Annotated in this window: 28 protein-coding genes; 13 read left to right on the forward strand and 15 right to left on the reverse strand. The window is 65.6% G+C overall.

The features are described from left to right. Positions 1-52: 52 nt before the first annotated feature. Entirely contained in the window at positions 53-871 is an 819-nt protein-coding gene (locus KAK09_RS08175; protein WP_210878441.1) for a methyltransferase domain-containing protein, read from the reverse strand. 36 nt (positions 872-907) lie between these two features. On the opposite strand from KAK09_RS08175, the gene KAK09_RS08180 reads away from it, so the two are divergent. From KAK09_RS08180 to KAK09_RS08195, 4 genes are read left to right on the forward strand one after another with little or no spacing between them, the layout of a single operon-like run. Then, entirely contained in the window at positions 908-1,615 is a 708-nt protein-coding gene (locus KAK09_RS08180; protein ID WP_210878526.1) for a double zinc ribbon domain-containing protein, read from the forward strand. 32 nt (positions 1,616-1,647) lie between these two features. Then, on the forward strand, positions 1,648-1,905 hold the full coding sequence (gene grxC, locus KAK09_RS08185; RefSeq protein ID WP_210878442.1) for a glutaredoxin 3: 258 nt from the start codon (positions 1,648-1,650) through the stop codon (positions 1,903-1,905). 4 nt (positions 1,906-1,909) lie between these two features. Further along, positions 1,910-2,740 (forward strand): carbon-nitrogen hydrolase family protein, encoded by an 831-nt coding sequence (locus tag KAK09_RS08190; protein WP_210878443.1) that lies wholly within the window; start codon positions 1,910-1,912, stop codon positions 2,738-2,740. Next, positions 2,740-3,180, forward strand: a complete 441-nt coding sequence (locus KAK09_RS08195) for a MarR family winged helix-turn-helix transcriptional regulator (protein ID WP_210878444.1) — start codon at positions 2,740-2,742, stop codon at positions 3,178-3,180. The genes KAK09_RS08190 and KAK09_RS08195 overlap by 1 nt, the downstream gene beginning before the upstream one ends. A gap of 4 nt (positions 3,181-3,184) precedes the next feature. Here the strand turns inward: KAK09_RS08195 and rlmH are convergent, their stop codons facing one another. Next, positions 3,185-3,655: a 23S rRNA (pseudouridine(1915)-N(3))-methyltransferase RlmH gene (gene rlmH / locus KAK09_RS08200; protein ID WP_210878445.1), complete on the reverse strand. Its 471-nt coding sequence runs from the start codon at positions 3,653-3,655 to the stop codon at positions 3,185-3,187. Next, a complete protein-coding gene (gene rsfS / locus KAK09_RS08205) occupies positions 3,656-4,021 on the reverse strand; it encodes a ribosome silencing factor (protein WP_336244438.1) in 366 nt (121 codons plus the stop codon). A gap of 266 nt (positions 4,022-4,287) precedes the next feature. Between rsfS and KAK09_RS08210 the strand changes: the two genes are divergently transcribed. The 4 genes from KAK09_RS08210 to KAK09_RS08225 all read left to right on the forward strand — a co-directional run bounded on the left by KAK09_RS08210 (position 4,288) and on the right by KAK09_RS08225 (position 9,288). Continuing rightward, positions 4,288-5,214: a histone deacetylase family protein gene (locus KAK09_RS08210; RefSeq protein ID WP_210878447.1), complete on the forward strand. Its 927-nt coding sequence runs from the start codon at positions 4,288-4,290 to the stop codon at positions 5,212-5,214. Positions 5,215-5,218: 4 nt separating this feature from the next. Beyond that, positions 5,219-6,391: an MFS transporter gene (locus tag KAK09_RS08215; protein ID WP_210878448.1), complete on the forward strand. Its 1,173-nt coding sequence runs from the start codon at positions 5,219-5,221 to the stop codon at positions 6,389-6,391. Between the two features lie 69 nt (positions 6,392-6,460). Then, the gene (locus KAK09_RS08220; protein WP_210878449.1) at positions 6,461-7,483 is read left to right on the forward strand and encodes an aspartate-semialdehyde dehydrogenase; all 1,023 of its coding nucleotides are present in this window, start codon (positions 6,461-6,463) and stop codon (positions 7,481-7,483) included. A 191-nt stretch (positions 7,484-7,674) separates the two neighbouring features. Further along, entirely contained in the window at positions 7,675-9,288 is a 1,614-nt protein-coding gene (locus KAK09_RS08225) for a DUF4139 domain-containing protein (RefSeq protein WP_210878450.1), read from the forward strand. Positions 9,289-9,292: 4 nt separating this feature from the next. On the opposite strand, the gene KAK09_RS08230 is transcribed toward KAK09_RS08225, so the two are convergent. After that, a complete protein-coding gene (locus tag KAK09_RS08230; protein WP_418895519.1) occupies positions 9,293-9,820 on the reverse strand; it encodes an invasion associated locus B family protein in 528 nt (175 codons plus the stop codon). A 182-nt stretch (positions 9,821-10,002) separates the two neighbouring features. Between KAK09_RS08230 and KAK09_RS08235 the strand changes: the two genes are divergently transcribed. Both KAK09_RS08235 and KAK09_RS08240 read left to right on the forward strand, forming a co-directional pair. Then, positions 10,003-10,995, forward strand: coding sequence for an asparaginase (locus tag KAK09_RS08235; RefSeq protein WP_210878451.1), 993 nt, complete (start codon positions 10,003-10,005; stop codon positions 10,993-10,995). 262 nt (positions 10,996-11,257) lie between these two features. Continuing rightward, positions 11,258-11,515: an EF-hand domain-containing protein gene (locus KAK09_RS08240; RefSeq protein ID WP_210878452.1), complete on the forward strand. Its 258-nt coding sequence runs from the start codon at positions 11,258-11,260 to the stop codon at positions 11,513-11,515. Between the two features lie 136 nt (positions 11,516-11,651). On the opposite strand, the gene serB is transcribed toward KAK09_RS08240, so the two are convergent. The 11 genes from serB to KAK09_RS08295 all read right to left on the reverse strand — a co-directional run bounded on the left by serB (position 11,652) and on the right by KAK09_RS08295 (position 22,062). Continuing rightward, positions 11,652-12,536, reverse strand: coding sequence for a phosphoserine phosphatase SerB (gene serB / locus KAK09_RS08245; protein WP_210878453.1), 885 nt, complete (start codon positions 12,534-12,536; stop codon positions 11,652-11,654). 110 nt (positions 12,537-12,646) lie between these two features. After that, complete coding sequence (locus KAK09_RS08250; protein ID WP_210878454.1) at positions 12,647-13,414, reverse strand: amino acid ABC transporter ATP-binding protein; 768 nt, start codon at positions 13,412-13,414, stop codon at positions 12,647-12,649. A 14-nt stretch (positions 13,415-13,428) separates the two neighbouring features. Next, complete coding sequence (locus KAK09_RS08255; protein ID WP_210878455.1) at positions 13,429-14,718, reverse strand: amino acid ABC transporter permease; 1,290 nt, start codon at positions 14,716-14,718, stop codon at positions 13,429-13,431. A gap of 3 nt (positions 14,719-14,721) precedes the next feature. Beyond that, positions 14,722-15,936, reverse strand: a complete 1,215-nt coding sequence (locus KAK09_RS08260; RefSeq protein WP_210878456.1) for an amino acid ABC transporter permease — start codon at positions 15,934-15,936, stop codon at positions 14,722-14,724. A gap of 122 nt (positions 15,937-16,058) precedes the next feature. Beyond that, positions 16,059-17,078 (reverse strand): amino acid ABC transporter substrate-binding protein, encoded by a 1,020-nt coding sequence (locus KAK09_RS08265; protein WP_210878457.1) that lies wholly within the window; start codon positions 17,076-17,078, stop codon positions 16,059-16,061. Between the two features lie 180 nt (positions 17,079-17,258). Beyond that, positions 17,259-17,984: an ATP12 family chaperone protein gene (locus KAK09_RS08270; protein ID WP_210878458.1), complete on the reverse strand. Its 726-nt coding sequence runs from the start codon at positions 17,982-17,984 to the stop codon at positions 17,259-17,261. Continuing rightward, positions 17,981-18,664 (reverse strand): HAD-IA family hydrolase, encoded by a 684-nt coding sequence (locus KAK09_RS08275; protein ID WP_210878459.1) that lies wholly within the window; start codon positions 18,662-18,664, stop codon positions 17,981-17,983. The genes KAK09_RS08270 and KAK09_RS08275 overlap by 4 nt, the downstream gene beginning before the upstream one ends. After that, positions 18,661-19,704 carry an RluA family pseudouridine synthase gene (locus KAK09_RS08280; RefSeq protein ID WP_210878460.1) on the reverse strand — a complete coding sequence of 348 codons (1,044 nt, stop codon included), beginning with the start codon at positions 19,702-19,704 and terminating at the stop codon, positions 18,661-18,663. The genes KAK09_RS08275 and KAK09_RS08280 overlap by 4 nt, the downstream gene beginning before the upstream one ends. Next, positions 19,701-20,078, reverse strand: coding sequence for a fluoride efflux transporter CrcB (gene crcB / locus KAK09_RS08285; RefSeq protein WP_210878461.1), 378 nt, complete (start codon positions 20,076-20,078; stop codon positions 19,701-19,703). The genes KAK09_RS08280 and crcB overlap by 4 nt, the downstream gene beginning before the upstream one ends. Positions 20,079-20,110: 32 nt before the next feature. Next, a complete protein-coding gene (locus KAK09_RS08290) occupies positions 20,111-21,082 on the reverse strand; it encodes an alpha/beta fold hydrolase (RefSeq protein WP_247651125.1) in 972 nt (323 codons plus the stop codon). A 14-nt stretch (positions 21,083-21,096) separates the two neighbouring features. Beyond that, positions 21,097-22,062: a DMT family transporter gene (locus tag KAK09_RS08295; RefSeq protein ID WP_210878462.1), complete on the reverse strand. Its 966-nt coding sequence runs from the start codon at positions 22,060-22,062 to the stop codon at positions 21,097-21,099. Between the two features lie 220 nt (positions 22,063-22,282). Here KAK09_RS08295 and KAK09_RS08300 point away from each other — a divergent pair, with 220 nt between their 5' ends. From KAK09_RS08300 to KAK09_RS08310, 3 genes are read left to right on the forward strand one after another with little or no spacing between them, the layout of a single operon-like run. Further along, entirely contained in the window at positions 22,283-23,224 is a 942-nt protein-coding gene (locus KAK09_RS08300; RefSeq protein ID WP_210878463.1) for an aspartate carbamoyltransferase catalytic subunit, read from the forward strand. Further along, positions 23,221-23,736 carry a hypothetical protein gene (locus tag KAK09_RS08305; protein WP_210878464.1) on the forward strand — a complete coding sequence of 172 codons (516 nt, stop codon included), beginning with the start codon at positions 23,221-23,223 and terminating at the stop codon, positions 23,734-23,736. Before KAK09_RS08300 ends, KAK09_RS08305 begins: the two co-directional genes overlap by 4 nt. Then, entirely contained in the window at positions 23,733-24,179 is a 447-nt protein-coding gene (locus tag KAK09_RS08310) for a hypothetical protein (RefSeq protein WP_210878465.1), read from the forward strand. The genes KAK09_RS08305 and KAK09_RS08310 overlap by 4 nt, the downstream gene beginning before the upstream one ends. The last annotated feature ends 114 nt before the right edge of the window (positions 24,180-24,293 follow it).

Raw genomic sequence — 24,293 nt, forward strand, 5'->3', positions numbered from 1 at the left:
GTCTGTCCTTCGGTCTCGGGTCAGGGGTGACATAAAGGCTGCGGGTCAAAGGTCAATCGCCGAGCGGCGTTTCCTGCGTGCCAAGCGCATCCGCGAGCCGCGCAACGGCCGAACCGGGGCGCAGCGGTTGCGGCTGGCTCGGGTCCGGTGCCCAGCCGGCAAGAAAGATCATTTCGGCGCTGGCGCGGATACCACCCTGCGCGTGCGCAAAGTTTTCGGCATAGACCTCGCAGGCGCGCGCCAGCACCTCCCGCCGCAGCATCCCGCGCGGGCGCGCGGCCATGGCGTTGCCCTCTCCCATCGCCCGAAGATCACGCATCAGCGCCAGCGCATCGGGATAGCACAGATCAAGCGGCAGCCGATCCGCCACGGGAAGCGCCAGCCCCGCCCGCTGCAAAAGCGCGCCAAGATCGCGGATTTCCCCCATCGGCAGCACGCGAGGCGAGAGCCCGCCCGCCACATCCGCCTCCGCCTGTGCCAGTGCCGCGCGCAATTCCTGCAAGCTGCCGCCGCCGAAGAGCACCGCCAGCAAAAGGCCATCGGGCCTGAGCGCGCGCCGCGCTTGCACCAATTGCCCCACCGGGTCGTTGGCCCAGTGCAGGCAGAGCGCGTGGATCACCAGATCATGCGCGCCGGGGCCAAGGGCCAGCACCTCCTCATCGGGCACCACCACCGCCTCGGGAAAGCGCGCCTGCCACAGTTCCGGGAATCCGCTGACGATACCGGGTGCCGTAAAGGATTTGTTAACCAGTTCCAGCCGATCCTCGATCTCGTCGGCGGCCAGTTCCTGCAAGAACAGCGCCGGGGCGCGCAAGGCGCGCGCGCGCTGGCGCAACAGGGCAGGGCGGTCGGTCAGCAAGGTCTGGCTCATGGACAGGAGCATAGGGTGGCACACCCGGCTTTACAAATGGCGGTTCGGCTTGTCTATCCGCCGCGCTGCACCCTTTGCGGCATGCCGGTGGCCGATGATTTCGGCCTGTGCGGGGCTTGCTGGCGCGATACGCCTTTCATCACCGGGCTGGTCTGCGATCTCTGCGGCACCCCGCTTCCGGGCGAGAGCACCGGAGCAGTGCATTGCGACGCATGCCTGAGCATCGCGCGTCCCTGGGCGCGGGGGCGCGCCGCGTTGCGCTATGAGGCCAACGGGCGGCGGCTGGTGCTGGCGCTCAAGCATGGCGACCGACACGATGTGGCGCAGCCCGCCGGCAAGTGGCTCGCCCGCGCCGCCGCGCCGCTCCTCGCGCCCCACACGCTGCTTGCGCCGGTGCCGCTCCACTGGTTGCGTCTGCTTTCCCGTCGCTTCAACCAGTCCGCCCTTCTGGCACGGGCGCTCGCCAACGAAACCGGGCTGGTGATGGTGCCTGATCTTCTGATCCGTTCCCGCCATACCCAAAGCCTTAAGGACCTCGACGTGACCGCGCGCCATGCCACGCTCGACGGGGCCATCCGCGCCAATCCCCGCCACCTCTCCACGCTGCGCGGCGCGCGGCTCCTTCTGATCGATGACGTGATGACCTCGGGCGCGACGCTTTCCGCAGCGACACAGGCCGCCTATTCGGCCGGCGCGGCAGACGTGTGCATTCTCGCACTGGCGCGCGTGTCAAAGGACGCCTAAATTCTTTCAAAACAGGATCAGAAGGCGCACCCATGCAACCCGTCGAAATCTACACCTCGCCGCTCTGCGGCTTTTGCCATGCGGCCAAGCGCCTTCTGAAGCAGAAGGGCGTGACTTTCTCCGAAATCAACGTGCTGGCGCAGCCCGCGCGCAAATCCGAGATGATGAAGCGCGCGCATGGCCGTCACACCGTGCCGCAGATCTTCATCGGCAAGACCCATGTTGGCGGCTGCGACGATCTCTATGCGATGGAACAGGCGGGCAGGCTTGATGCGCTGCTGAAGGGCTGAAGCCATGCGCGCATCGCTCCTGCAACTCTCCTCCGGCGACGATCCGCACGAGAACCTCGCCACCGTGCGCGCGCTCATGGCCGAGGCACGGGCAGGGGGCGCGGACTTCATCCTTACCCCGGAGGTGACGAATTGCGTCTCGGCCAGCCGCAGCCATCAGAACGCGGTGCTCGCCCCCGAAGAAAGCGACCCTGTGCTTGCGGGATTGCGCGACGAGGCGGCGCGCCTTGGCACCTGGCTCCTCATCGGCTCGCTCGCCCTGAAAACCGATGACCCCGATGGGCGCTTTGCCAACCGCTCGTTTCTGATCGACGACACGGGCACCATCCGCGCCCGCTATGACAAGATCCACATGTTCGACGTGGACGTCTCCCCCGAGGAGACCTATCGCGAATCCGACGGCTTTCGCCCCGGCACCCGCGCGGTTCTGGCCGAGACACCCTGGGGCCAGCTGGGCCTCAGCATCTGCTACGACATCCGCTTTCCCCATCTCTACCGCCGCCTCGCGCAGGCGGGGGCGGACATCCTCACCGTGCCCGCCGCCTTTTCGCATGTCACCGGGGCGGCCCATTGGGAAAGCCTGCTGCGCGCACGCGCCATCGAGACGGGCTGTGTCGTGCTCGCGCCCGCACAGACCGGCACCCATGCCGCCAGCACCGGCAAGGCGCGCCGGACCCATGGGCACAGCCTTGTCGTGGCGCCCTGGGGCGAGGTTCTGGCCGATGGCGGCACCGCACCGGGGATCGTTTCGGTTGATCTCGACCTCTCGAAAGTGGCACAAGCACGCAAACGCGTGCCTTCGCTGCGCCATGACCGAGAGATCGACGGCCCCTGATGGATGAAACGACCAGCAATTCCCTTGCGGTGGCGCTTTTCAGCGAGATCCTCACGAACGAGCAGCTGATTCGTTCACGGCTCACCCGTGTTCTGCCCAAGGGCATGGAAATCTCGCATTTCTCTGTGCTCAACCACCTCGCCCGTATCGGAGACGAGCGCAGCCCGGCGCAGCTTGCCAAAAGCTTTCACGTCACCCGTGGCGCGATGACCAACACGCTCTCCAAGCTGGAATGGGCTGGCTATGTTCATATCCGCCCCGATTGGGAGGATGCCCGCCGCAAGATGGTCTCGATCAGTCCCTCGGGCCGTCAGGCGCGCGATGCTGCGATATCGGCGATCACGCCGATGGTGTCCGACCTCATCCGCGACTTGGGTGAGGATCGCGTGCGCGCCAGCCTGCCGGTCCTGCGTGAATTGCGCAGCAAGCTGGAAGCCTAGCGCCTCACGCCCGGTGATAGGGGTTGCCCGCGAGGATCGAGGCGGCACGGTAAAGCTGTTCGGCCAGCATGACCCGAACCAGCATATGCGGCCAGACCATCGGCCCGAAGGACAGCACCATGTCCGCACGCGCCCGCAACTCGGACGACAGCCCGTCCGCCCCGCCGATGAGCAGCGCCATGTCGCTCCGCCCCGCGTCGCGCCACCGCGCAAGACTGTCCGCAAACTCGGTCGAGCCTGTCATCCGGCCCCGCTCATCAAGCGCCACGACCACCGCACCTTGCGGAATCGCCCGCTCCAGAAGCACCGCTTCGGCGGCCATGCCGCCTCCGCGCCGGTCCTCGACCTCCTGCACGCTTACCGGCCCAAGGCCAAGGGCGCGGCCCGTCCGGTCGAACCGTTCCAGATAATCATCGACAAGCGCGCTTTCCGGCCCGGCGCGCAACCGGCCGACCGCGCAGATGCGTAGTCTCATTCAGACCCGGGCGGCAGCGGTCTGCCCCGAGGGCAGCCACATCTTTTCGAGCTGGTAGAACTCGCGCACTTCGGGGCGAAACACATGCACGATCACATCGCCCGTGTCGATCAGCACCCAATCGCCGGTTTCCTTGCCCTCTATCCGGCAGAGCACACCGTGCTCCTGCTTGAGCCGTTCGGCAAGTTTCTCCGCGATCGCCGAGACCTGACGTGACGAGCGCCCCGAACAGATCACCATGTAATCGCCGATGGCCGATTTGCCGCGCAGGTCGATCTGCACGACATCTTCGGCCTTGTCATCGTCGAGGGATTTGAGGATCGCCGCAAGCTGTGTTTCGCTATCTGCTTGCGGTGCGGTGGTCATATGGACCGCCGCCATATCAGCGGCAGGGGCCGCATGAGACATGAGAGACAGGACATCGTCCTCCTTCGTTACGCACCGCAGAGCCCCGGTGCCGGACATGACTATAACGTAGCAAGAGAAAAGTGACTTTTCAATGAACCGCTGTCGGCAAGAGCCCGCTTGCACGCGCTCTTGCCCGGATGTGAGGCGAAAAAGCCGCGATATTCCCGCCGCTCTGGACAAGCGCGCGCAAAGAAGGTCTTTTCCCGCCAAGACGGAGGAATGCCATGACCACAGCCCTGATCACCCATGACGACGGGTTTGACCACCTTACGCCGCCGGGCCATCCCGAGCAGGTGGCGCGGCTCGCGCGCATACTCGCGGCGCTTGATGGCAAGGAGCTGCGCCGCGTGAGCGCACCCCTCGTGGCCGAGGACGATCTTCTGCGCGTGCATCCGAAATCCTATGTCGAGAGCATCCGCGCCGCCGCCCCAGCCGAAGGCCGGGTGCAGCTTGACGCCGACACCTGGATGTCGCCCGGTAGCCTCAATGCCGCGCATCGCGCCGCCGGGGGGGCCGTGCGTGCGGTCGATCTGGTGCTCTCGGGCGAGGTGGGCAACGCCTTTGTCGCCGCGCGCCCGCCGGGCCACCATGCCGAGCGCGAGACGCCGATGGGCTTTTGCATCTTCGGCAATGTCGCGGTGGCGGCGAAACATGCGCTTGTCCATCACGGCCTCTCGCGCGTGGCGGTGGTGGATTTCGACGTGCATCACGGCAACGGCACGCAGGACCTGCTCGAGGACGACGCGCGCGCGCTCTTCGTCTCGTCGCATCAGTTCCCGCTTTGGCCCGGCACCGGCACCGCCGACGAAACCGGGCCTCATGACACCGTTCTCAATGTCCCGCTGGCCCCTGGCACCGGCTCTGACGACTTCCGACGCGCCTATGAGGACAAGGTGTTTCCCCGCGTCGCCGCCTTCCGCCCCGATCTGATCCTTGTTTCTGCCGGGTTCGACGCGCATCGCGCCGATCCACTGGCGGAATTGCGGCTGGAGACCGACGATTTTGCCTGGGTGACGGAACGGCTCTGCGATCTGGCCGACACCCATTGCGGCGGACGGCTGGTGACCTGCCTGGAGGGCGGCTATGACCTCGACGCGCTGGCCGAGAGTGCGGCGGCGCATGTCGATGTGCTGATCGCGCGCGCGGCCTGAGGCCATGCGCGCCGGCCTTGTGCTTCTCTGTCTCGCCTATGTGCTGAGCCAGTTCTTTCGCGCTTTTCTTGCCGTCCTCAGCGGCCCGCTGGAGCGCGATATCGGCACCACGCCCGACGATCTGGCTTTCGCCTCAGGCCTGTGGTTCCTGGTTTTCGCGGCGATGCAGCTTCCCGTCGGCGCGGCGCTCGACCGCCTTGGTCCGCGCCGCACCGCAGCGGGGCTTTTGCTCATTGGCGGGGGCGGTGGCGCTGCACTTTTTGCCATGGCCACGGCACCCTGGCAGGTGAACTTTGCGATGGCGCTGATCGGGGCGGGTTGTTCGCCGGTGCTGATGGCCTCCTACTACATCTTCGCGCGACAGTTCCCGCCCGCGCGATTCGCCACGCTGGCGGCGCTGATGCTGGGCGTCGGCTCGGTCGGCAATCTGGTGGCGGCATGGCCGATGGCCTGGGCGGCCGAGACGATGGGCTGGCGCGCGGCACTCTGGGGGCTTGCGGGGCTGTCGGCGGCGGTGGCGGCGGGTGTCATCGCGCTGGTGCGCGACCCCGAGGCCGTAACGGGCAAGGCGCGCGGCTCGGTGCTCGACCTTCTGCGAATGCCCGCCCTCTGGGCGATCCTGCCGCTCATGTTCGTGGCCTACGCGCCCTCGGCGGCGCTGCGCGGGCTTTGGGCCGGGCCCTATCTGCGGGACGTATTCGCGCTTGATACCGGGCAGGTTGGGCAGGCGACGCTGGTCATGGGGCTGGCGATGATCGCGGGCACATTCGCCTATGGGCCGCTCGACCGGATTTTCCGCACGCGCAAATGGGTGATCTTCGGTGGCAATCTGGTGGCCGCGCTGGCGCTTGCCGCGCTGATCCTCTGGCCTGACAATGGCCTTATGCTCTCGGTGGCGCTCCTGGCGCTGGTGGGCTTTGCCGGGGCCTCCTTTCCGGTGGTGATCGCCCATGGCCGCGCCTTCATCCCGCCGCATCTGGCCGGGCGCGGCGTCACGCTGCTCAATCTCTTCGGCATCGGCGGGGTGGGGGTGGCGCAGTTCGCCTCCGGGCCGCTCCATGCCACCGCTTCGGCGCAGGGCGTGCTGGCCGGTCATGTGGCGATTTTCGCGCTCTTCGCCGGTGCGCTGGCGCTTGGCCTCGCGCTCTATCTCTTCAGCCGCGACAGCCTCGACTGAGCAAACCGCTTTAATCCCGCGCCCGTTCCCTGTATGACGCCCCCGCAACCCCGCACTGGAGGCAACATCATGGGTTACAAGGTCGTCGTCGCGGGCGCCACGGGCAATGTGGGCCGCGAAATGCTCAACATCCTGGCCGAGCGTCAGTTTCCGGTCGATGAGATCGCGGCGCTTGCGTCGCGCCGCTCGCTCGGCACCGAGGTGAGCTTTGGCGACCGAACTCTCAAGACGCAGGATCTCGACACGTTCGATTTTACCGGATGGGATATCGCGTTCTTCTCCATCGGAGGCGAGCCGACCAAGACCTACGCGCCACGCGCGGCCAAGGCGGGCTGTGTCGTGATCGACAACTCCTCGCTCTACCGCTACGACCCCGACGTGCCGCTGATCGTGCCCGAGGTGAACCCCGAGGCGGTCTTGGGCTATGCCAAGAAGAACATCATCGCCAACCCCAACTGCTCTACCGCGCAGATGGTGGTGGCATTGAAGCCGCTGCATGACCGCGCCCGCATCAAGCGCGTTGTGGTCTCGACCTATCAGTCGGTGTCGGGCGCGGGCAAGGAGGGGATGGATGAGCTTTGGGATCAGACCAAGGCCGTCTACAACCCGACCGACAACCAGCCGCCGCGCAAGTTCACCAAGCAGATCGCGTTCAACGTGATTCCGCACATCGACGTATTCCTTGAGGATGGGCAGACCAAGGAAGAGTGGAAGATGGTCGCCGAAACCAAGAAGATCCTTGATCCCAAGATCAAGATCACCGCCACCTGCGTGCGGGTGCCGGTCTTTGTCGGTCATTCCGAGGCGATCAACATCGAGTTCGAGGATCATCTGGACGAGGCCGAAGCCCGCGACATCCTGCGCGAATCCCCCGGTATCATGGTGATCGACAAGCGCGAGAATGGCGGCTACGTCACGCCGATCGAATGCGTCGGCGATTACGCCACCTTCATCAGCCGCATCCGGCAGGACCCGACCATTGACAACGGCATCAACCTCTGGTGCGTCAGCGACAACCTGCGCAAGGGCGCTGCCCTCAACGCTGTGCAGATCGCCGAAGTGCTGGGACAGCGGGTGCTGAAAAAGGGCTGATCCCGCCCGACGGGAGATTGACGGGCGCGTCCCCATGGGGGCGCGCTTTTTCCTGCGTGACAGTCCGCGCGTGACAATGCGTGCGCCGGTTTTGCCGGGAAGCGGCGTTAATCCGCGCAGACCCGTTCCATAAGCTTGCGCATTGCCGCCTCCCGCCTGACAGTCCTCCCATGCGATTTCAGGAGTGTCCCATGCGTGCTCTCACCCTCTGCCTTGCCTGCCTGCCCCTTGCCGCTCTCGCCGATGACATCCCCCTCAGCAGCCGGGTAAGCGCAGTCACCCTCTATCCACAAGGCGCCTCGGTCATCCGTGAGGCACCTTTTTCCGTGCCTGCCGGCGCGCATGAGCTGATCCTTGCCGATCTGCCCAAGGGCACGCCGCTTGCCACGGTTCGCGTCACCCTCGACGGTGCGCGCATGGGTGGCGTCAGCACGCGCAACGATTATGTTCCGCCCCGCCCCGAGACCGATGACGCCGCCCGCAATGCCGCCCGGGCCGAGGTGGAGCGCCTGCAAGACGCGCTGCGCACCGCCCGCGCCGGGATCGCGGATATCCGCCTCGAGGCCGAGGCCGCGCACGCCCGCATCGCCTTTCTCGAAGGCATCGGGCGGGGCGAGGGGATGGCCACGCTTGGCCCCGACGCCCTGCGCGACCTGGCGGCCATGATCGGCTCCGAGACGCTTTCTGCGCGGCGCGAGAGTGCCGAGGCCACCCGCCGTGCCGAGGCCGCCGAACGGGGGCTGCAAGACCTCACGCAAGAGCTTGACCGCGCCGAGCAGGCGCTCAAGGCGCTTGTTCCGGAAACAGAGGCGCGCGCCATGCTCGCCGTCAGCGTCGCGACCGAAACCGCGACCGAGGGCACCCTGCGCGTGACCTATACCATCCCTGACGCGGGCTGGCAGCCGCTCTATGACCTGCACCTTGCCCGCGACACCGGCGCGCTGCGCATCGAGCGCGGTGCCTTCGTGCATCAGAACACCGGCGAGAACTGGGCCGACGTGGCGCTGACGCTTTCCACCCGCCGCCCCTCGGAGCAGGGTGCGCCGGGGCAGATCTGGCCGTGGATTCCCCGCCTTGTCGATCCCGACGAGATCGACCCGATGCCGCGCATGAAGGCCGAGGTCGTGGCGATGAGTGCCGCCCCCATGGCCGAGGCCGCCGCTGACATGGCACGCCCCGAACTCGACGGGCTGTCCGTGAGGTATTCCTATCCTGCCCCGGTCAATGTTGCCACCGATGCCGACCGCGTGCGCCTCATGCTTCCGTCGATCGAGGCGTTGGCCCGGATCGAGGCCCGCGCCGTGCCGCTGCTGGACGAGACGGCCTTTCTTGCGGCGCGCGTGACGATCCCCGCCGAGGAGGTGCTTCTGCCTACGCCCGAGGCGCGGTTCTATCTCGACGGGCGATATACTGGGCAACGCTGGCTGCCGCTGGTGACGGGGGGCGACGCGGTGGCCCTGTCCTTTGGTCCCATTGATGGGCTGCGCCTGTCGCGCGTGATCAGGGCCCGCACCGAGGGCGACCGTGGTCTTATCACCCGCGCCACCGAGGCGCGCGAAGAGGTGGAGATCGCGGTCGAAAACCTGACCGGCGAGACATGGCCGCTCCATCTGATTGACCGGGTGCCGGTCTCCGAGCAGAGCGATCTGCGCATCACATGGGAAGCCGCGCCGCGCCCCGACGAGAGCGATGTCGAGAACAGGCGCGGCGTGCTTGGCTGGAACTTTGACCTGCCGCCCGGCGAGCGGCACACAATCACGCTCACCACCCGGATGAACTGGCCCGAAGGCAAGGTGCTGCGATAAGAACCTATCTGCAGCGTTTCTCGGCCTCGTCCACCGCCGCCGTATAGCCGAGGAGCGAGAACGTATCCCGCGTCTGCGTGCCGCGCGCCGAGCGCGCGGTCAGCACCGCATCGGCCCCGCGCTTCATCGCCGCCAGGATTTTCGCGTCATCCTCGTCGCTTGCGGGCCAGGCCCATTCGCCCTCGGTGAACATCTCGTAGCTGGCATCGCCGATGCGCATGTTCACGGTCGAGCCGGGGGCGAAGGGATAGCCGCCGGTAAATGTGGTTTGCCCCTGAACATCGGCGCCGGGGCGGAAAAACGTCATCAAAAGAATATCGCCACGCCGCACCGCGACGACGCGCCCGTCCCGCGTGTTGACCGTCTCGGTCGGCGCCGACACTGCCCAGCATTCGCGGGGATCCTTTTCCTCGAACACGCTCCATGCCGTGCTGGTGGCCACTTGGTTCGTGCTGGTTGCCTGTGCCGTCACACCCGTTGCCATCGCTCCCGCCAGAACAAGCGCAAGCCCTGCCGCTATCCGTGCTTTCATTGTCCAGCCTCCAAGCTGTCCGTGCCTCATTTGTCTGGCCGCCGACCGCCCTTTACGGGGTCTTTGTTTTATGCGACCTGTCCCTACTCGACGATGCAACATTAGCCTGAAACAGGCGAGGAGTGAAAGGCGGAAGTGGCGGATTTTCGCCCGCGTCACCCCTCTCGAAACGGAGCGCCCGCATGATCCAGGCCGTCCCCCTGACTGAAATCTGGCGCGGCCCGCGCCCCGAGAGCGTTCACCTGGGTCATGCCGTGATCTGCGACGCCTCGGGCGGGATTGTCGAAGCCTGGGGCAACACGGATGAAATCATCCTGCCGCGCTCCTCGGCCAAGATGATTCAGGCCCTGCCCCTTGTCGCCTCGGGTGCGGCGGACGCGCACGGGCTCACGTCCGAGCAGCTTGCGCTCGCCTGCGCCTCGCATAGCGGTGCTGCAATCCATACCGAGCGGGTGGAACACTGGATCACCGGTCTGGGCCTGTCCGAGAGCGATTTCCGCTGTGGCGCGCACGAGCCGCAGGACCGCGCGGCGCGCGACAGGCTGATCCGGGCAGGGCAGTCCCCGTGCCAGATCCACAACAACTGTTCTGGCAAGCATTCCGGCTTTCTCACCCTCAACCGGCATCTTGGCGGCGGTCCCGATTACATCGACCCCGCCCATCCGGTGCAGCGCGCGGTGATCGAGGCGTTCGAGACCGTCACCGATCGAACCTCGCCCTATCACGTTATCGACGGATGTTCCGCGCCCAACCCGGCAACGACGTTGCATGCCATGGCGCGCGCGATGGCCTGGTACGCGGGCGCGGGCGAGGCGACCAGTGAAGAGCGCGCCGCCCGCCGCCTCTGGCAGGCGATGGTGTCCCATCCCGCGCTTGTGGCAGGCGAGGGGCGCGCCTGCACCGAACTGATGCGCGCCTGTTCCGAGCCGGTGGCGCTCAAGACCGGGGCCGAGGCATTCTTCATCGCGATCCTGCCCGCGCGCAAGATGGGCGTGGCGCTCAAGATCGTCGATGGCGGCACGCGCGGCGCGGAATGCGCCATCGCCTCGATCCTCGTTCGGCTTGGTGCCCTTGATCCCGATCACCCCTCGGCGCGCAAGTTCCGCAACGCGCCCATCACCAACTGGCGCGGGATCGAGACCGGCGCGATTCGCCCCGCCGCCGCGCTGGCCTGAGTCGCCATCGGCAAGGATTGACCGACACGGCCGTCCGCCTTTTTGGGCAGGGCACCGCCGAGAACGCCGGGTGCGCTCGGCGGTGCCTCGCGCGCGGTTCCGGAGTGGCGGAGGGGCGCGCAACCGACCCGCCCGATCCGGCATCTTCTTGCGTGAAATCCCGACAATCGCCACGACCCCGCGACACGCGGTCAGGACGCAGCCATCTTGCCCCGCGGTGGCGCATCCCCGCGCCCCGCAACCTGACCGAAAGGAACCGGACATGAACAGAACTCTGACCCTGACCCTCACCAGCCTCTCGATGGCGCTTGGCCTTGGTGTTGGCGCGCTCGCCGCCGATTTCGACACGCTTGACGCCGATGGCGATGGTTATGTCTCGATGGCCGAGTTTCAGGAGGCTCTTCCCGGCGTGTCAGTGGATGCGTTCCTGAATGCGGACAAGAATGCCGATGGCGCCCTCAGCGAGGAGGAAGTCAGCGCCGCGCAGGCCGAGGGCATCCTGCCGCCAAGCGAGGGCTGAGATCACGCCGGGGCGGGCGCAGGCGCGCCCCGGCACCACGCGGGCGATCAGCGCGCTTTCCTGGCGGAGCGCAATCATGCCGGGGGTGCGATCCTGGCCCCCGCGTCGGGGTTGTCCACGTCCGAAAACCCGCCGGTCACGGCCGCCGGGTGCCGCCGGAAAATTCTTCCCGCCCATATCCCTGAAGATACAGCAGCGCCGTCAGGTCGCCATGGTTGATGCGGATATCACATTCCGCCGCCACGCTTGGCTTGGCATGAAGCGCCACGCCCGTGCCCGCGCGGGCCAGCATCCCCAGATCGTTGGCCCCGTCGCCAACCGCGATCACGTCGCCCTCGGAAATCCCCAGCCGCGCGCTGATCTCGTCAAGCGCCCGCACCTTGGCATCGCGCCCCAGAATGGGCCGCGCCACATCGCCGATAAGCCGCCCGCCCTTGGCCAGAAGCGTGTTGGCGCGGTTCTCGTGAAAGCCAAGCCGCGCCGCCACGGCTTGCGTGAAGGCGGTGAATCCTCCCGAGACCAGCGCGCAATAGGCCCCCGCCGCCGTCATCGTGGCCACAAGCTCGGGTCCGCCGGGCATGAGAGTGATTCGGGTCTCCAGCACCTCGCCAATGACGCGCTCGGGCAGGTCGCGCAAAAGCCCGACCCGTTCCAGAAGCGCCCCCTCGAAATCCAGCTCGCCATTCATCGCGCGCGCGGTGATGGCGCGCACATGATCTCCGACGCCCGCCACCTCGGCCAGCTCGTCAATGCATTCCTGCTCGATCATGGTGCTGTCCATATCGGCCAGCAGCATCTTCTTGCGCCGGCCCTCGGATGGCTGCACTACCAGATCGACCCGCGCGCGCTGCAACTCCTCCCAGACCTCCCAGCGATTGCCGGGCACCATGCCCATATCGAACTCGGCTGCCTCGTCGGCCGCAAGCCAGCGCAGATCGCCGCCTCCCCAGGCATTGCGCATCGCCTCGGCCAGCGCGGGCGACAGCGCGCCCTCGGGTGCGATCAGGGTGGTGGTGAACATGGGGCGGGCCTCCGGCGTGGTTTCGCGCGTCTTCTAACCGGGATTTCCGCCACGAAAAAGCCCGCGCCAAGCAATGCCGGACGCGGGCGATGTTCAGCGATGCAACGGGTTCAGTGCCCGAGGATCTGGCTCAGGAACAGCTTGGTGCGCTCCGATTTCGGGTTGTTGAAGAACTCTTCGGGCTCGTTCTGCTCCACGATCTGCCCCTGATCCATGAAGATCACCCGGTTCGCCACCTGCCGGGCAAAGCCCATCTCGTGGGTGACGCAGATCATGGTCATGCCCTCTTCGGCAAGTGCCACCATCGTGTCGAGCACCTCCTTGATCATCTCGGGATCAAGCGCCGAGGTGGGTTCGTCAAACAGCATGATCCGTGGCCGCATGCACAGCGAGCGCGCGATTGCCACCCGTTGCTGCTGCCCCCCCGAAAGCTGGCCGGGATACTTGTCGGCCTGCTCGGGGATCTTGACCTTTTCAAGGAAATGCATCGCGGTTTCCTCGGCCTCGCGCTTGGGTGTCTTGCGCACCCAGATCGGGGCCAGCGTGCAATTCTCAAGGATGGTCAGATGCGGGAACAGGTTGAAATGCTGGAACACCATGCCAACCTCGGATCGGATCGTGTCGATGTTCTTGATGTCGGAACTCAGGACTGTCCCGTCCACCACGATCTTGCCCTTCTGATGTTCTTCCAGCGCGTTGATGCAGCGGATAAGCGTGGACTTGCCCGATCCGGACGGCCCCGCGACGACGATCCGCTCGCCGCGATAGACGGTCAGATCGATGTCGCGCAGCACATGGAACGCGCCATACCACTTGTTCATCTTGGTGATCTCGATGGCGATTTCGTCCGAGATCTGCATTTGGGTTTCTGCGGCCATGTCGATGACCCTCCTTACCGGTGATCGGTCCGGAGCTCACGCTCCAGCCATTGCGAATATTGAGAGATACCGTAGCAGACGATGAAGAACAGGAGACAGGCAAAGCCGAACAGCTCCCAGTAGACCCCGTTCCATTCCGTCGAGGCCAGGATCGGCCCGCGGATCATGCCGACGATGTCGAACATCGAGATGATCGAGACAAGCGTGGTGTCCTTGAACAGCCCCACCGCAACGTTGACGATGCCCGGAATCGAGATCTTGAGCGCCTGCGGCAGGATGATCAGCTGCATGGATTGCGCGTAATCAAGGCCCAGACTGTCCGCCGCCTCGTATTGCCCGCGCGGCAACGCGGCAAGGCCCCCCCGGATCACCTCGGCGATATAGGCCGAAGAGAACATCGTGATCATGATGATCACCCGCAGGATCAGGTCGAATGTTGTGCCCGGCGGCAGGAAATAGGCCAGGACGACGTTGGCGACGAACAGCAGCGTGATCAGCGGCACGCCGCGGATGAACTCGATGAAGACCACGCAGATCCACTTGATGATCGGCATGCGCGATTGCCGGCCAAGCGCCAGCATGATCCCGAAGGGCAGCGACAGCGACACGCAGACCACACCCAGCAGCATGTTCACCATGAACCCGCCCAGATCGCGCGACACGACCGGTTGCAGCGCAAGCACGTCCCCAAGCGGCGCCGTCACAAGACGCGAGGCCCACCAGAACACAAGCGCCGCGACGATCCCGGCCAGCACGGCGACGCCCGCGCTGATCGTCAGGGTGCGCCAATAGACAAAGGCGCCCAAAAGCACGCCCAGAAGCGCGAAGATCGGCACCATGATCGACCCGCCCCAGATCAGCCAGAAGGCGATGAACGGGTATAGCCCGGTAAAGATCAGCATCTGACGCGGCAGATACTTCATGAACAGCACCGGCGCTGCCGCCACGAAAAGCAGCACGAAGGCCAGTGTCGGGCGCCAGTAGAGGTCGGGCGGATATTTGAACCCGAACAGAAGCTGGTTCCAGCGTTCGGTCAGCACCGCGAAACAGGCCCCCGTGCGCCCGTCCAGCATTTCCCGGCAGGCCGAAAGGCTGGGGCTGTCCCAGATCCCGTTGAAGAACCACGGCGCCACCCCGAAAAGGATGCGCACCACCACATAGGCCGAAACCAGCGTCAGGAGGGTGTTGCCGACCGAGGAAAACAGGTTTTCCCGCAGCCATTTCACCGCTCCCGTCTCGGCCACGGGCGGCGGCGCTTCCGGCAGCATGTGAGAGCGCACAAAGGCGAGATTGTCACGCGACATGGCTCAGCGCTCCTTCAGCTTGATGGAATTGTTGTAGACGTTCATCACCGCCGAAATGCTGAGCGAGATCGTGAGATAGAACAGCATCAGCAGCAGCACGCATTCGATCGCCCGCCCCGTCTGGTTGAGCGTGATGCCCCCCAGCGTGCCGGTCACGTCCATGTAGCCCACCGCAATCGCCAGAGACGAGTTCTTGGTGAGGTTGAGATATTGCGAGATGAGCGGCGGGATGATGACGCGCAAAGCCTGCGGCAGGATCACAAGGTTCATGATCCGGTTGGGCCGCAGCCCGAGCGAGGCTGCCGCCTCGGTCTGCCCCTTGCTCACCGCCTGAATGCCCGCTCGCACGTTCTCGGCGATGAAGGCGCCCGTGTAGATCGCCAGCGCGAACCACAGCGCAATGAGCGAGCCGCGGATATGCAGACCGCCCTGGAAGTTGAAGCCGCGCAGCTCCGGGTAGTCGAGGCTGATCGGCTGACCCATAACGAAATACATCAGGATCGACGGCACGAACAGGATCACCAGCGACGGCCATCCCATCGGCAGGAGCTTGCCGGTATCGTAAAGCAGCTTGGTCGCGTAGCGGCGGTAATAGAACATGCCGATGATCGAGGCGAGAAAGGTCAGCACCACCACCATCGACCCCGAGCCCCAGACCGGCGAGGGCACATAGACCCCACGATTGGTAAAGGCCACGGCGTCGAACAGCATCGAGGATGTCGCGTTCTCACCCCGGAACGCATTCGGCGCGGGCATGACCGCCGTCATCACGGTAAAGATGATGAGAATCCAGATCAGCACCGGCACGTTGCGGAACGCCTCGACATAGACCGCCATCAGCTTGCGCACGAGCCAGTTGGGCGAGAGCCGCAGAACGCCCGCGACCACACCGAACACGGTCGCGGTCAGACAACCCAGAAACGCCACGATCAGCGTATTGAGCACCCCCACGATCGAGGCGCGCAAATGGGTCGATTGGCTGTCATATTCGATGGGCCGCTGGTTGATGTCATAGCCCGACGGATCCTGAAGGAACCGGAAAGAGATGTTCTGCCCCTGGTCTGACAGGTTTTTCATCAGGTTCGCGCCCAGATAGCCGATAAGCAGCATCAACAGGATGAGCGCGATGAACTGGAACGTGTAGGATCGGAACCGGGTGTCGTAGATCAGCATCGACAGCTGAAACGACGCCTTTGGCGGGTCGCTGATCGTTGTCATCTGGGAAATTCCCCGTTGTTCGTCCCGTTGATTTTTCGCGCTCTGTGGCACGGGGGGACGTTTATCATTCGTTACAGGCGAGAAGGGCGCGGGTTTCCCCGCGCCCCCTTGTCGGTCCGGTCTTACCGGAACGGCGGCGAGTAGAGCAGGCCGCCATCGGTCCACTGCGCGTTCAGGCCGCGCGAAAGGCCGATCGGGGTTTTCTCGCCGATGTTCTTCTCGAACACCTCGCCATAGTTGCCGACAGAGGCGATCGCGCGCTTGGCCCAGTCACTGTCAAGGCTGATCATCTCGCCAAGGTTGCCCTCGGTGCCAAGCAGACGGTTGATCTCCGGGTTGCTGCCGGGGGCCGAGGCCAGCTCGTTCACGTTGGCGCTGGTCACGCCCAGTTCCTCGGCGGTGATGAGCGCGTTGAGCGTCCAGCGCACGATGTCGCCCCAGTCGTTGTCGCCATGGCGCACCAGCGGGCCAAGCGGCTCTTTCGAGATGATTTCCGGCAGGATCACATGATCGCCAGGGTTCTCGAAGGCGGCGCGGGTCGAAGCAAGGCCCGACGCGTCCGTGGTGTAGGAGTCGCAGGCACCGGCCAGATACTGCTGCTGTCCTTCGGCGTTGGTCTCGATCGGCACCGGCTCGTAGCTGATGTTGTTGGCGCGGAAGAAGTCCGCGAGGTTCAGCTCGGTGGTGGTGCCGGTCTGGATGCAGACCGTGGCGCCGTCAAGCTCCTTGGCCGAACTTACGCCCAGCGCCTTGGGAACAAGGAAGCCCTGACCGTCATAGTAATTGATGCCGACGAAATCGAATTTCAGGTCGGTATCGCGCGAGAAGGTCCAGGTGGTGTTGCGCGCCAGCAAGTCGATCTCGCCAGAAGCAAGCGCGGTGAAACGGGTCTTGCCGGTGGTCGGCACGAACTCGACAGCATTGGCATCGCCCAGCACGGCGGCGGCAACGGCGCGGCACAGGGCCACGTCGAACCCTTCCCAGACTCCATTGGCGTCGGGCGCGGCAAAGCCGACAAGGCCGGTGGTCACGCCACAGTTGAGCTTGCCACGGGCCTTGACGTCATCCAGCGTGGCCGCTGCCGAAGCGCCAGCCGCAAGGCCGGCGACAGTCAGTGCGCCCAAGAATACGGTTTTCTTCATGTTTACCTCTTCCTGATTGTCCACCCTTTCAAGGGCGGTTTCGTTGGCCCTTTCCGGGGCCGGTCTGGTACTGTCAAAAGGGTATTTCCCCGATCAGTGCCCGCGAGTTTGTGTGGATTCAGGCTAAAACGTCAAGTGTTTGTTCAGAAAATCGGGGTTTGGGGGTCGGTTTCGAAAGACTTACGTTTCGTCAATCGTGTTCCGCGAAAGATCGTGAAAGCGCATGGCGTTCAGAAAGTCGGATTGTTTCCTTTCAGCCGCCTCACTGACCTCGTCGTCCTTACCCCATTGCTCTTCCTGCCAGGTTTCGTCGATGCGCGATATCTGCCAAAGCGTGTCCGCATCCGCCTGCCGACGCAGCGCGGCAAATCCGATGATGAGAGAACCGCTCAGATTTACGAGATCGTGAAACGCGGTCAGCGCCCAATTATCGAGCAGCTTCACCTCTTCGTGAAGTCGCTCCAGCGCTGCGGCCTCCTGTTTCACCGGCATCACGCCCCGCGATACCCGCAGCCGGATGGAAAAGACCGATTCGGTCCAATCGAGAAGCGGATCCCAGGCAGCCATCTGCCGTGCGACCAGCTCGGACGGACCTTCCGCGCGATAGCACAACAGATCACTGCCGCCATACTCGGCCAGCATCGCGGCCACCGCGTCGCGCTGTTGCTCCATCCGGTCGATGGTGACATTCGCGGCACGGGTCAGGGGCATTCGGGCGGGTTGGATCACGCCCTCCTGCGCGCCCCACTCGGCGGCGATCGCCTCGGCCAGCGCGCGGGTCGGCACAAGCAGCTCTGCCTTGGCGGGGGTGCGTACACTTCTCCCGTCAAGGTGGACACCATGTCCGCATGCGCCATCGACCGCGCGTGCCTCTTTCCAGAACCGTTTTGCTACCCAACCGCTCATGTCAGCCCGCTCCAGAACTCGTCCAGCACCCCCGCCAGATCGCGGAAATCCTCCACGATCCGCGCCGCCGCCGTGAGCGTCTCGGGCCTGTGATACCCCCAGCTTACGCCGATCCCGGTGATCCCGGCGGCCTGCGCCATCTCCATGTCAAAGCTCGTATCGCCCACCATCACCGCGTTTTCCGGCGCAACCCCGGTCTCGGCCAACGCGGCGCGGATCATCGAGGGATGCGGCTTGGACGGGTGATGATCCGCCACCTGCCGCGTCACGAAATAGGACCGCAGGTCGTGCCCGTCCAACAGCTTGTCCAGCCCCCGCGCGGATTTTCCGGTGGCCACGCCCAGCAGGGTCTCGGGCACGCGGTGCAGCGCCTCCAGCGTCGCGCGGGCATGGGGATAGAGCGGCGAGGACCGTTCCACCCCGGCCTTGGCGCGCAGCCCCATGTAAGCGGCCTTGTAACCCTCGACGATCCGCGCCCGCGCGTCTGCGGGCAAATGCGGCGCGAGCCGCGCCACCGCCACGTCGAGAGACAGCCCCACAATCCCGAGAATCTCTTTCTTTTCAGGGGCCTGCTCTCCCAGCTCGGCAAAGCCAACCCGCATCGCCGCGAGGATGTCGCCCTGACTGTCCACCAGCGTGCCGTCCACGTCGAAGATCACAAGACGCAGGGGGCGGCTCATGCCAGGCCCTCGAACGGATCCTCCGACGCATCCGCGTCGCGCCACTGGAAAAGATCCCATGTCCGCCGCATATGCTCGGGCAGCGGCGCGGTCAGGCTCAGGATCGCGCGGGTCACGGGATGCTCGATCTTCAGCGAGCGCGCGTGCAGGTGCAGCTTGCGGCTCACATCGCCGCCCAGTTGCGCCCCCCAGCCATCGCCAAGATTCTCCTGCCCGGACCCGCCATATTTTCCATCTCCGATAACAGGATGCCCGATCTCGGCCATATGCGCGCGCAACTGATGCGTTCGCCCCGTCACCGGCACAAGCGCCATCCAGGCGGTGCGCCCGCCCGCCGCCTCGATCACCGCGTAATCGGTGGTTGCGGCCTTCGCGCCGGGTGTGTCCGTGACCTTGCCGGGATGCACGCAGAGCATCTTCTCGCCCTCGCCCTTCGCCCCGTGCCCCGGTGCCTTGACCAGACCATAGCGCACCGTACCCATGCGCGGGCTTGGCACACCGGCAACAGCGGCCCAGTAGATCTTGCGCGTGGCGCGATGTCGGAACGCCGCCGTCAGGCCCTTGGCCGCTTCGCGCGTGCGCGCCAGCAGCAGAACGCCGGAGGTGTCCTTGTCGAGCCGGTGGACAAGGCGCGGCTTCTCTTCGAGGCCAAAGCGCAGCGCCTCGGCGAGCCCGTCCACATGCCGCGCCTGCCCGCTGCCACCCTGCACCGGCAGGCCGGGGGGCTTGTTGAGCGCAATGATATGGTCGTCGCGAAAGATCACGCAGGACCGGATCATTGCGGCATCGGCCTCGGATACCTTGGATTTCTGCACCGTCGGGGCCGATCCCGGCACGGGCAGGGGCGGAATGCGCACCTCTTGCCCCGCCTCGACCCGCGTGCTTGCCTTGGCGCGCGCGCCATCGACGCGCAACTCGCCCTTGCGGCACATCTTCTCGATGCGCGCCTGTGCCACATGGGGAAACAGTCGCCGCAGCCAGCGGTCAAGCCTCTGATCGCCGTCGCCCTCTGCCACCCGTATAATCTGAACGCCGCTCATGCCAGGCCCCCCCGTGTCAGTGCCGCGCCAAGGATCAGCGCCCCGATAGAAAGCCCGACCGACAGCCCGACATAAAGCGCCGCCTGCCCCATGGCCCCGCGCTCCCAGAGCGTCACGGCATCGAGCGAGAACGCCGAAAACGTGGTGAAGCCGCCCAGAAGCCCAGTCATCACAAGCGGGCTGAGATGCGCGAGGCTCCGATCAAGCGCGAGCATCGCGAACACGCCCATCAGGAACGAGCCGAGCACATTGACCGCAAGCACGCCAACCGGAAAGCCCGGACCGGCAAGGCGCAGCGCCGCCAGCCCCACGCCATAGCGCAGGCAAGACCCGATCGCGCCGCCAATGGCGACCTGAAGGAAGTTGGATATCATGGCGCGGTCCATCGCTTGCGTGCGGGGGGTTGTCAAGCGCCGGGCGTGGGGGCTTCGTCGAGGCAGGTGGCGAGCACATCGCCCGTATGGGTATAGGTCAGCCCGTGGCCCGCGCCCGCGATCACGCTGTGGCGGGCCTCGGGGTTGAGCGCGGCGAGGCGATCCCTGCAGGCGATCGGGATGACGGTATCCGCCGCCCCCCAGATGGCATGGACGGGTGGGCCGACCTCAGCGATGCGGGCATGAAGCGGTGCGAGGTCGCACGCAAGCAGCCCGGAGAGCGAACGCGTCATGGCGGGGACAAAGCCGCGCCAGCCCAGTTGCGCCTTTTGCCGGTCAACGATCCCCGGCACCGAGGAAGGCAGCGCGCGCTCGGTCTCGCAGCTCCGGCGAAAGCTGTTCGGAAAGAAGGCCAGCATGATCCAGAGCGCCAGAGGGCCTCCTTGCGCGACGATCCGCGCCACTGGCCCGAGATCGTGGCCAAGACCGGCGGGCGCGATCAGGATGAGCCGTTGCACCGCGCCGGGATGATCGGCGGCATAGGCCGTGGCAATCGCCCCGCCCATGGAATAGCCGATGAGCGTGATCGGTCCCGTAATCCCCTGATCGGCCAGCAACTCATGCAACTGCCCGGTGAAGAACGCCGCGTCCTGCGCCCCCTCGGGCCGGTCCGAGAAACCCCGCCCGTAGAGGTCATAGACCAGAACGCGCCGCCCGGATTCGGCCAGCCCCGGCGCCAGCCCATCCCAGACGAAAGAGGGCGTGGTCAACCCATGCACGCAGACCGTGACCGCGCCCCCCTCGGGCCCGAACCAGCGGTAATGCGTCTGCCCGCGCGAGAGGGTGGCGACCGCGCCCGGTGCCGCGGCTCGCGCCGCCGCGTCCATCCGGGGCTTCAACGCCTCGCGCAACAGCGGCACGGCCAGCACCAGCGCGAGAGCGAGAGCGAGAAAGACCCAAGTCGCCGCGCCGCCCTCTTCGAAATGCATGAAGGTGAGGGTCATGGTGTCTCCTTCTCTCAGCGGCGGTATTTCGGGGCCTTGGTGGCCAGTGGCGCCTCGCGCACCGTCTCGCGCCAGAGCAGATAGAGCCCCGATCCGATGATCAGCGCAATCCCGATCCAGGCGGTCGTGTCGGGCCATGTGCCGAAGACGGTGACGCCCCACAGGATCGCCATGGGCATGGCGGCATATTCGAACGGCGCGGCAAAGGCGGCCTCGGACAGGCGATAGGCCTGGCTGATGAAAAGCCCGCCGAAAAGCCCGGTGATCCCGAGCAGGATCAGGATGGGATAATCCCGGGTCATGGGCCAGTCCCAGGCGCGAAAGAGAAAGTCGAGCGAGGGGTGGTCCGACCCGGAAAAGCGCCCGTCGCCAAGCCCGAGGCCGATCAGAACGCTGGCAACGAGAAAGGTAAGCTGGATGTAGAAGGCCATCGTCGGCGCGCTCTCGGTGCCGCCGATCTTGCGGGTGAGCACATGCAGCGTGGCGTAGAAGACTGCCGCCGCAATGGGCAGGAGCGAGGCCGCCTGAAACGACGCTGTGCCCGGCTTGACGATCACCAGAACGCCGACAAAGCCGATGGCGATGGCCCCCCACCGGCGCGCGCCCACGGTTTCGCCCAGAAAGATCACCGAGAATAGCGTGATGATCAGGGGTGAAACGAAGAAGATCGCGGTGGCATCGGCAAGCGGCAGCGCAGCCAGCCCCAGAAACAGGCACATGTTCGCCGTGACCACGCAAAGCCCGCGCACCAGATGCACCACCGGGCGGCGCGTTCGCAGGACCGTGAATCCGCCCGCAAAGGGCATGACGACCACGGCAAAGACCGTCAATGCCACCAGCGCCCGGATGAACACCACCTGATGCAGAGCATATCCGCCCGAGAGGAACTTGATCCCTACATCGTTGACGGAAAAGCACATCACCGCCGCAAGCGCATAGGCGGCGCCGGTCAGGTTGGTGCGCGGGGTGGTGACTGTCATGTGCGTTTCGATCGGGCAATCATGCGGGACAGATGAGGGAAAGAGACGGGCCGTGTAAAGCCCGGCATGACAGGGGCCTGCGCGCGGTTGTCCCTCTGCCCCGAACGGTCGCGCCAGCGGGGCGCGGGCAAGCGTCCTTGCGGAACAGTGAAACGGGCGCGCCGGCTTGCCCCCGCAGGGCGGCGTTCCTATAAGCGGTGAACATTGCATGGGAGGCGGCATGGCATTTCCGCACGCGCATCTACTGGGGATCGAGCCGCTGGCACCCGGAGATATCACCACGATCCTCGATCTGGCCGAGGAATATGTGGTGCTCAACCGCAGCGTGACCAAGCATGGCGACGTGCTGGCAGGGCTGACGCAGATCAACATGTTCTTCGAGGCATCGACCCGAACGCAGGCGAGTTTCGAACTGGCGGGCAAGCGGCTTGGCGCGGATGTGATGAACATGGCGATGCAGGCGTCAAGCCTCAAGAAGGGCGAGACGCTGATCGACACGGCGCTCACGCTCAATGCGATGCATCCCGATCTTCTGGTGGTGCGGCACCCCCAGTCCGGTGCTGTGGATCTGCTGGCGCAGAAGGTGCGCTGCGCCGTGCTCAACGCGGGCGACGGTCGGCACGAACACCCCACCCAGGCGCTGCTTGATGCGCTGACGATCCGGCGCGCCAAGGGGCGGCTGCATCGGCTGAGCATCGCGATTTGCGGCGATATCGCCCATAGCCGGGTGGCGCGCTCGAATATCCTGTTGCTCGGCAAGATGGAGAACCGCGTGCGCCTGATCGGGCCGCCCACGCTCATGCCCGCGGGGATCGCCGAGTTCGGCGTCGAGGTGTTCGACGACATGCGCGCGGGGCTGGAGGGCGTCGATGTGGTGATGATGCTGCGCCTTCAGAAAGAGCGCATGGATGGCGGGTTCATCCCCTCGGAGCGGGAATATTACCACCGCTACGGGCTTGATGCCGAAAAGTTGGCGATTGCAAAGCCGGATGCCATCGTGATGCACCCCGGCCCGATGAACAGGGGCGTCGAGATCGATGGAGAGATTGCCGACGACATCAACCGCTCGGTGATCCAGGATCAGGTGGAGATGGGCGTGGCGGTGCGTATGGCGGCGATGGACCTGCTGGCGCAGAATCTGCGGTCGCGGCGCGCGGCATGAGCCTGTCACTCGATATCCCGGCGCATGAGGCGCATGTGCTGCGGGTCTTCGCGGTGATGGACGCGGCGTTGTCCGACGAGGCCGTGATCGCAGCGCTCGGGGCGGATGGCCTGGCACGCGATGAGGTCGAGCTTTTCGATGTGGCGGATCTGCAGGAGATGTCGCTGTCGTCCTATCTCGCCGAGGGGCACGGGATCGGCGCGGCGGCCCTGTCAGAGTTGCGCGGGCAACTCGATACCCTCAAGGGCCGTGTGTTGCTTGTGCCGACGCGGGCGTTTGGAGGCCGCGCAACGCGGCTGGAGGTGGGGGCGACGCTGCGCCTTGTGGGGCGCTTCGAGGAAGAGCGCACGCCGGTGCGCTTTGCGCCGCTGCCCTCGGGCGGGGCAGAGGGCGTGGTGGCCCCTTCAGGTGAGGGAAGATCAGGGCGCGCCGCACGTCTTGCGGTGCTTGGCTTTTTCTGCGGGCTGGCGCTGTTGGCGGCGCTGGTGATCTGGTTGGTGAGGGGCGCATGAACGAGAATCCGATCCATGTGATGACGCCGACCTCCGCGCTGCAAGCAGACGAGCGGGTGATCGAGAGCTTCCTGCCAGATCGCGCGACCTACTGGCGCGATCACGCCTGGCTGGCGGCGGCGGCGATGGTGCTTGGCATGATTATCCTGTGGCTGATGGGCAATCCCCATGTCTGGACCGGGGCAGTCGGCGGTCTGGCGGCGATTGCCGTGCGGGCGTTCTATGTGGCCTCGGACGAATTGAAGGCGCGGTGGGATCTGACCGACCGTCGCCTGCTTGGTCCGCAGACACGTGCGGTGCGACTCTCGGAGATTGCCGCCGTCCGGGGTCTGGGCAGCGCGGTTCAGGTGGTCACCGCCTCGGGCGACAAGCACCTGATCAAGTATCAGGCCGACCGTACGGCCACCGAGGCGCGCATTCGCGCGGCGACGGGGAGAGGGTGATGCAGGAACCGAAAGACCCGCGCATGTCGGGCAAGATCGCGATGGTGGCGCTTCTGGTGCTGGTCGGGCTGACGGTTGTGATGGTGTGGGTGGCGGGATGACTGTGACAGAGAA

Origin of the sequence: Roseovarius autotrophicus (assembly GCF_018069895.1) — a bacterium.
In the GTDB taxonomy this organism is placed as follows: Bacteria; Pseudomonadota; Alphaproteobacteria; order Rhodobacterales; family Rhodobacteraceae; genus Roseovarius; species Roseovarius autotrophicus.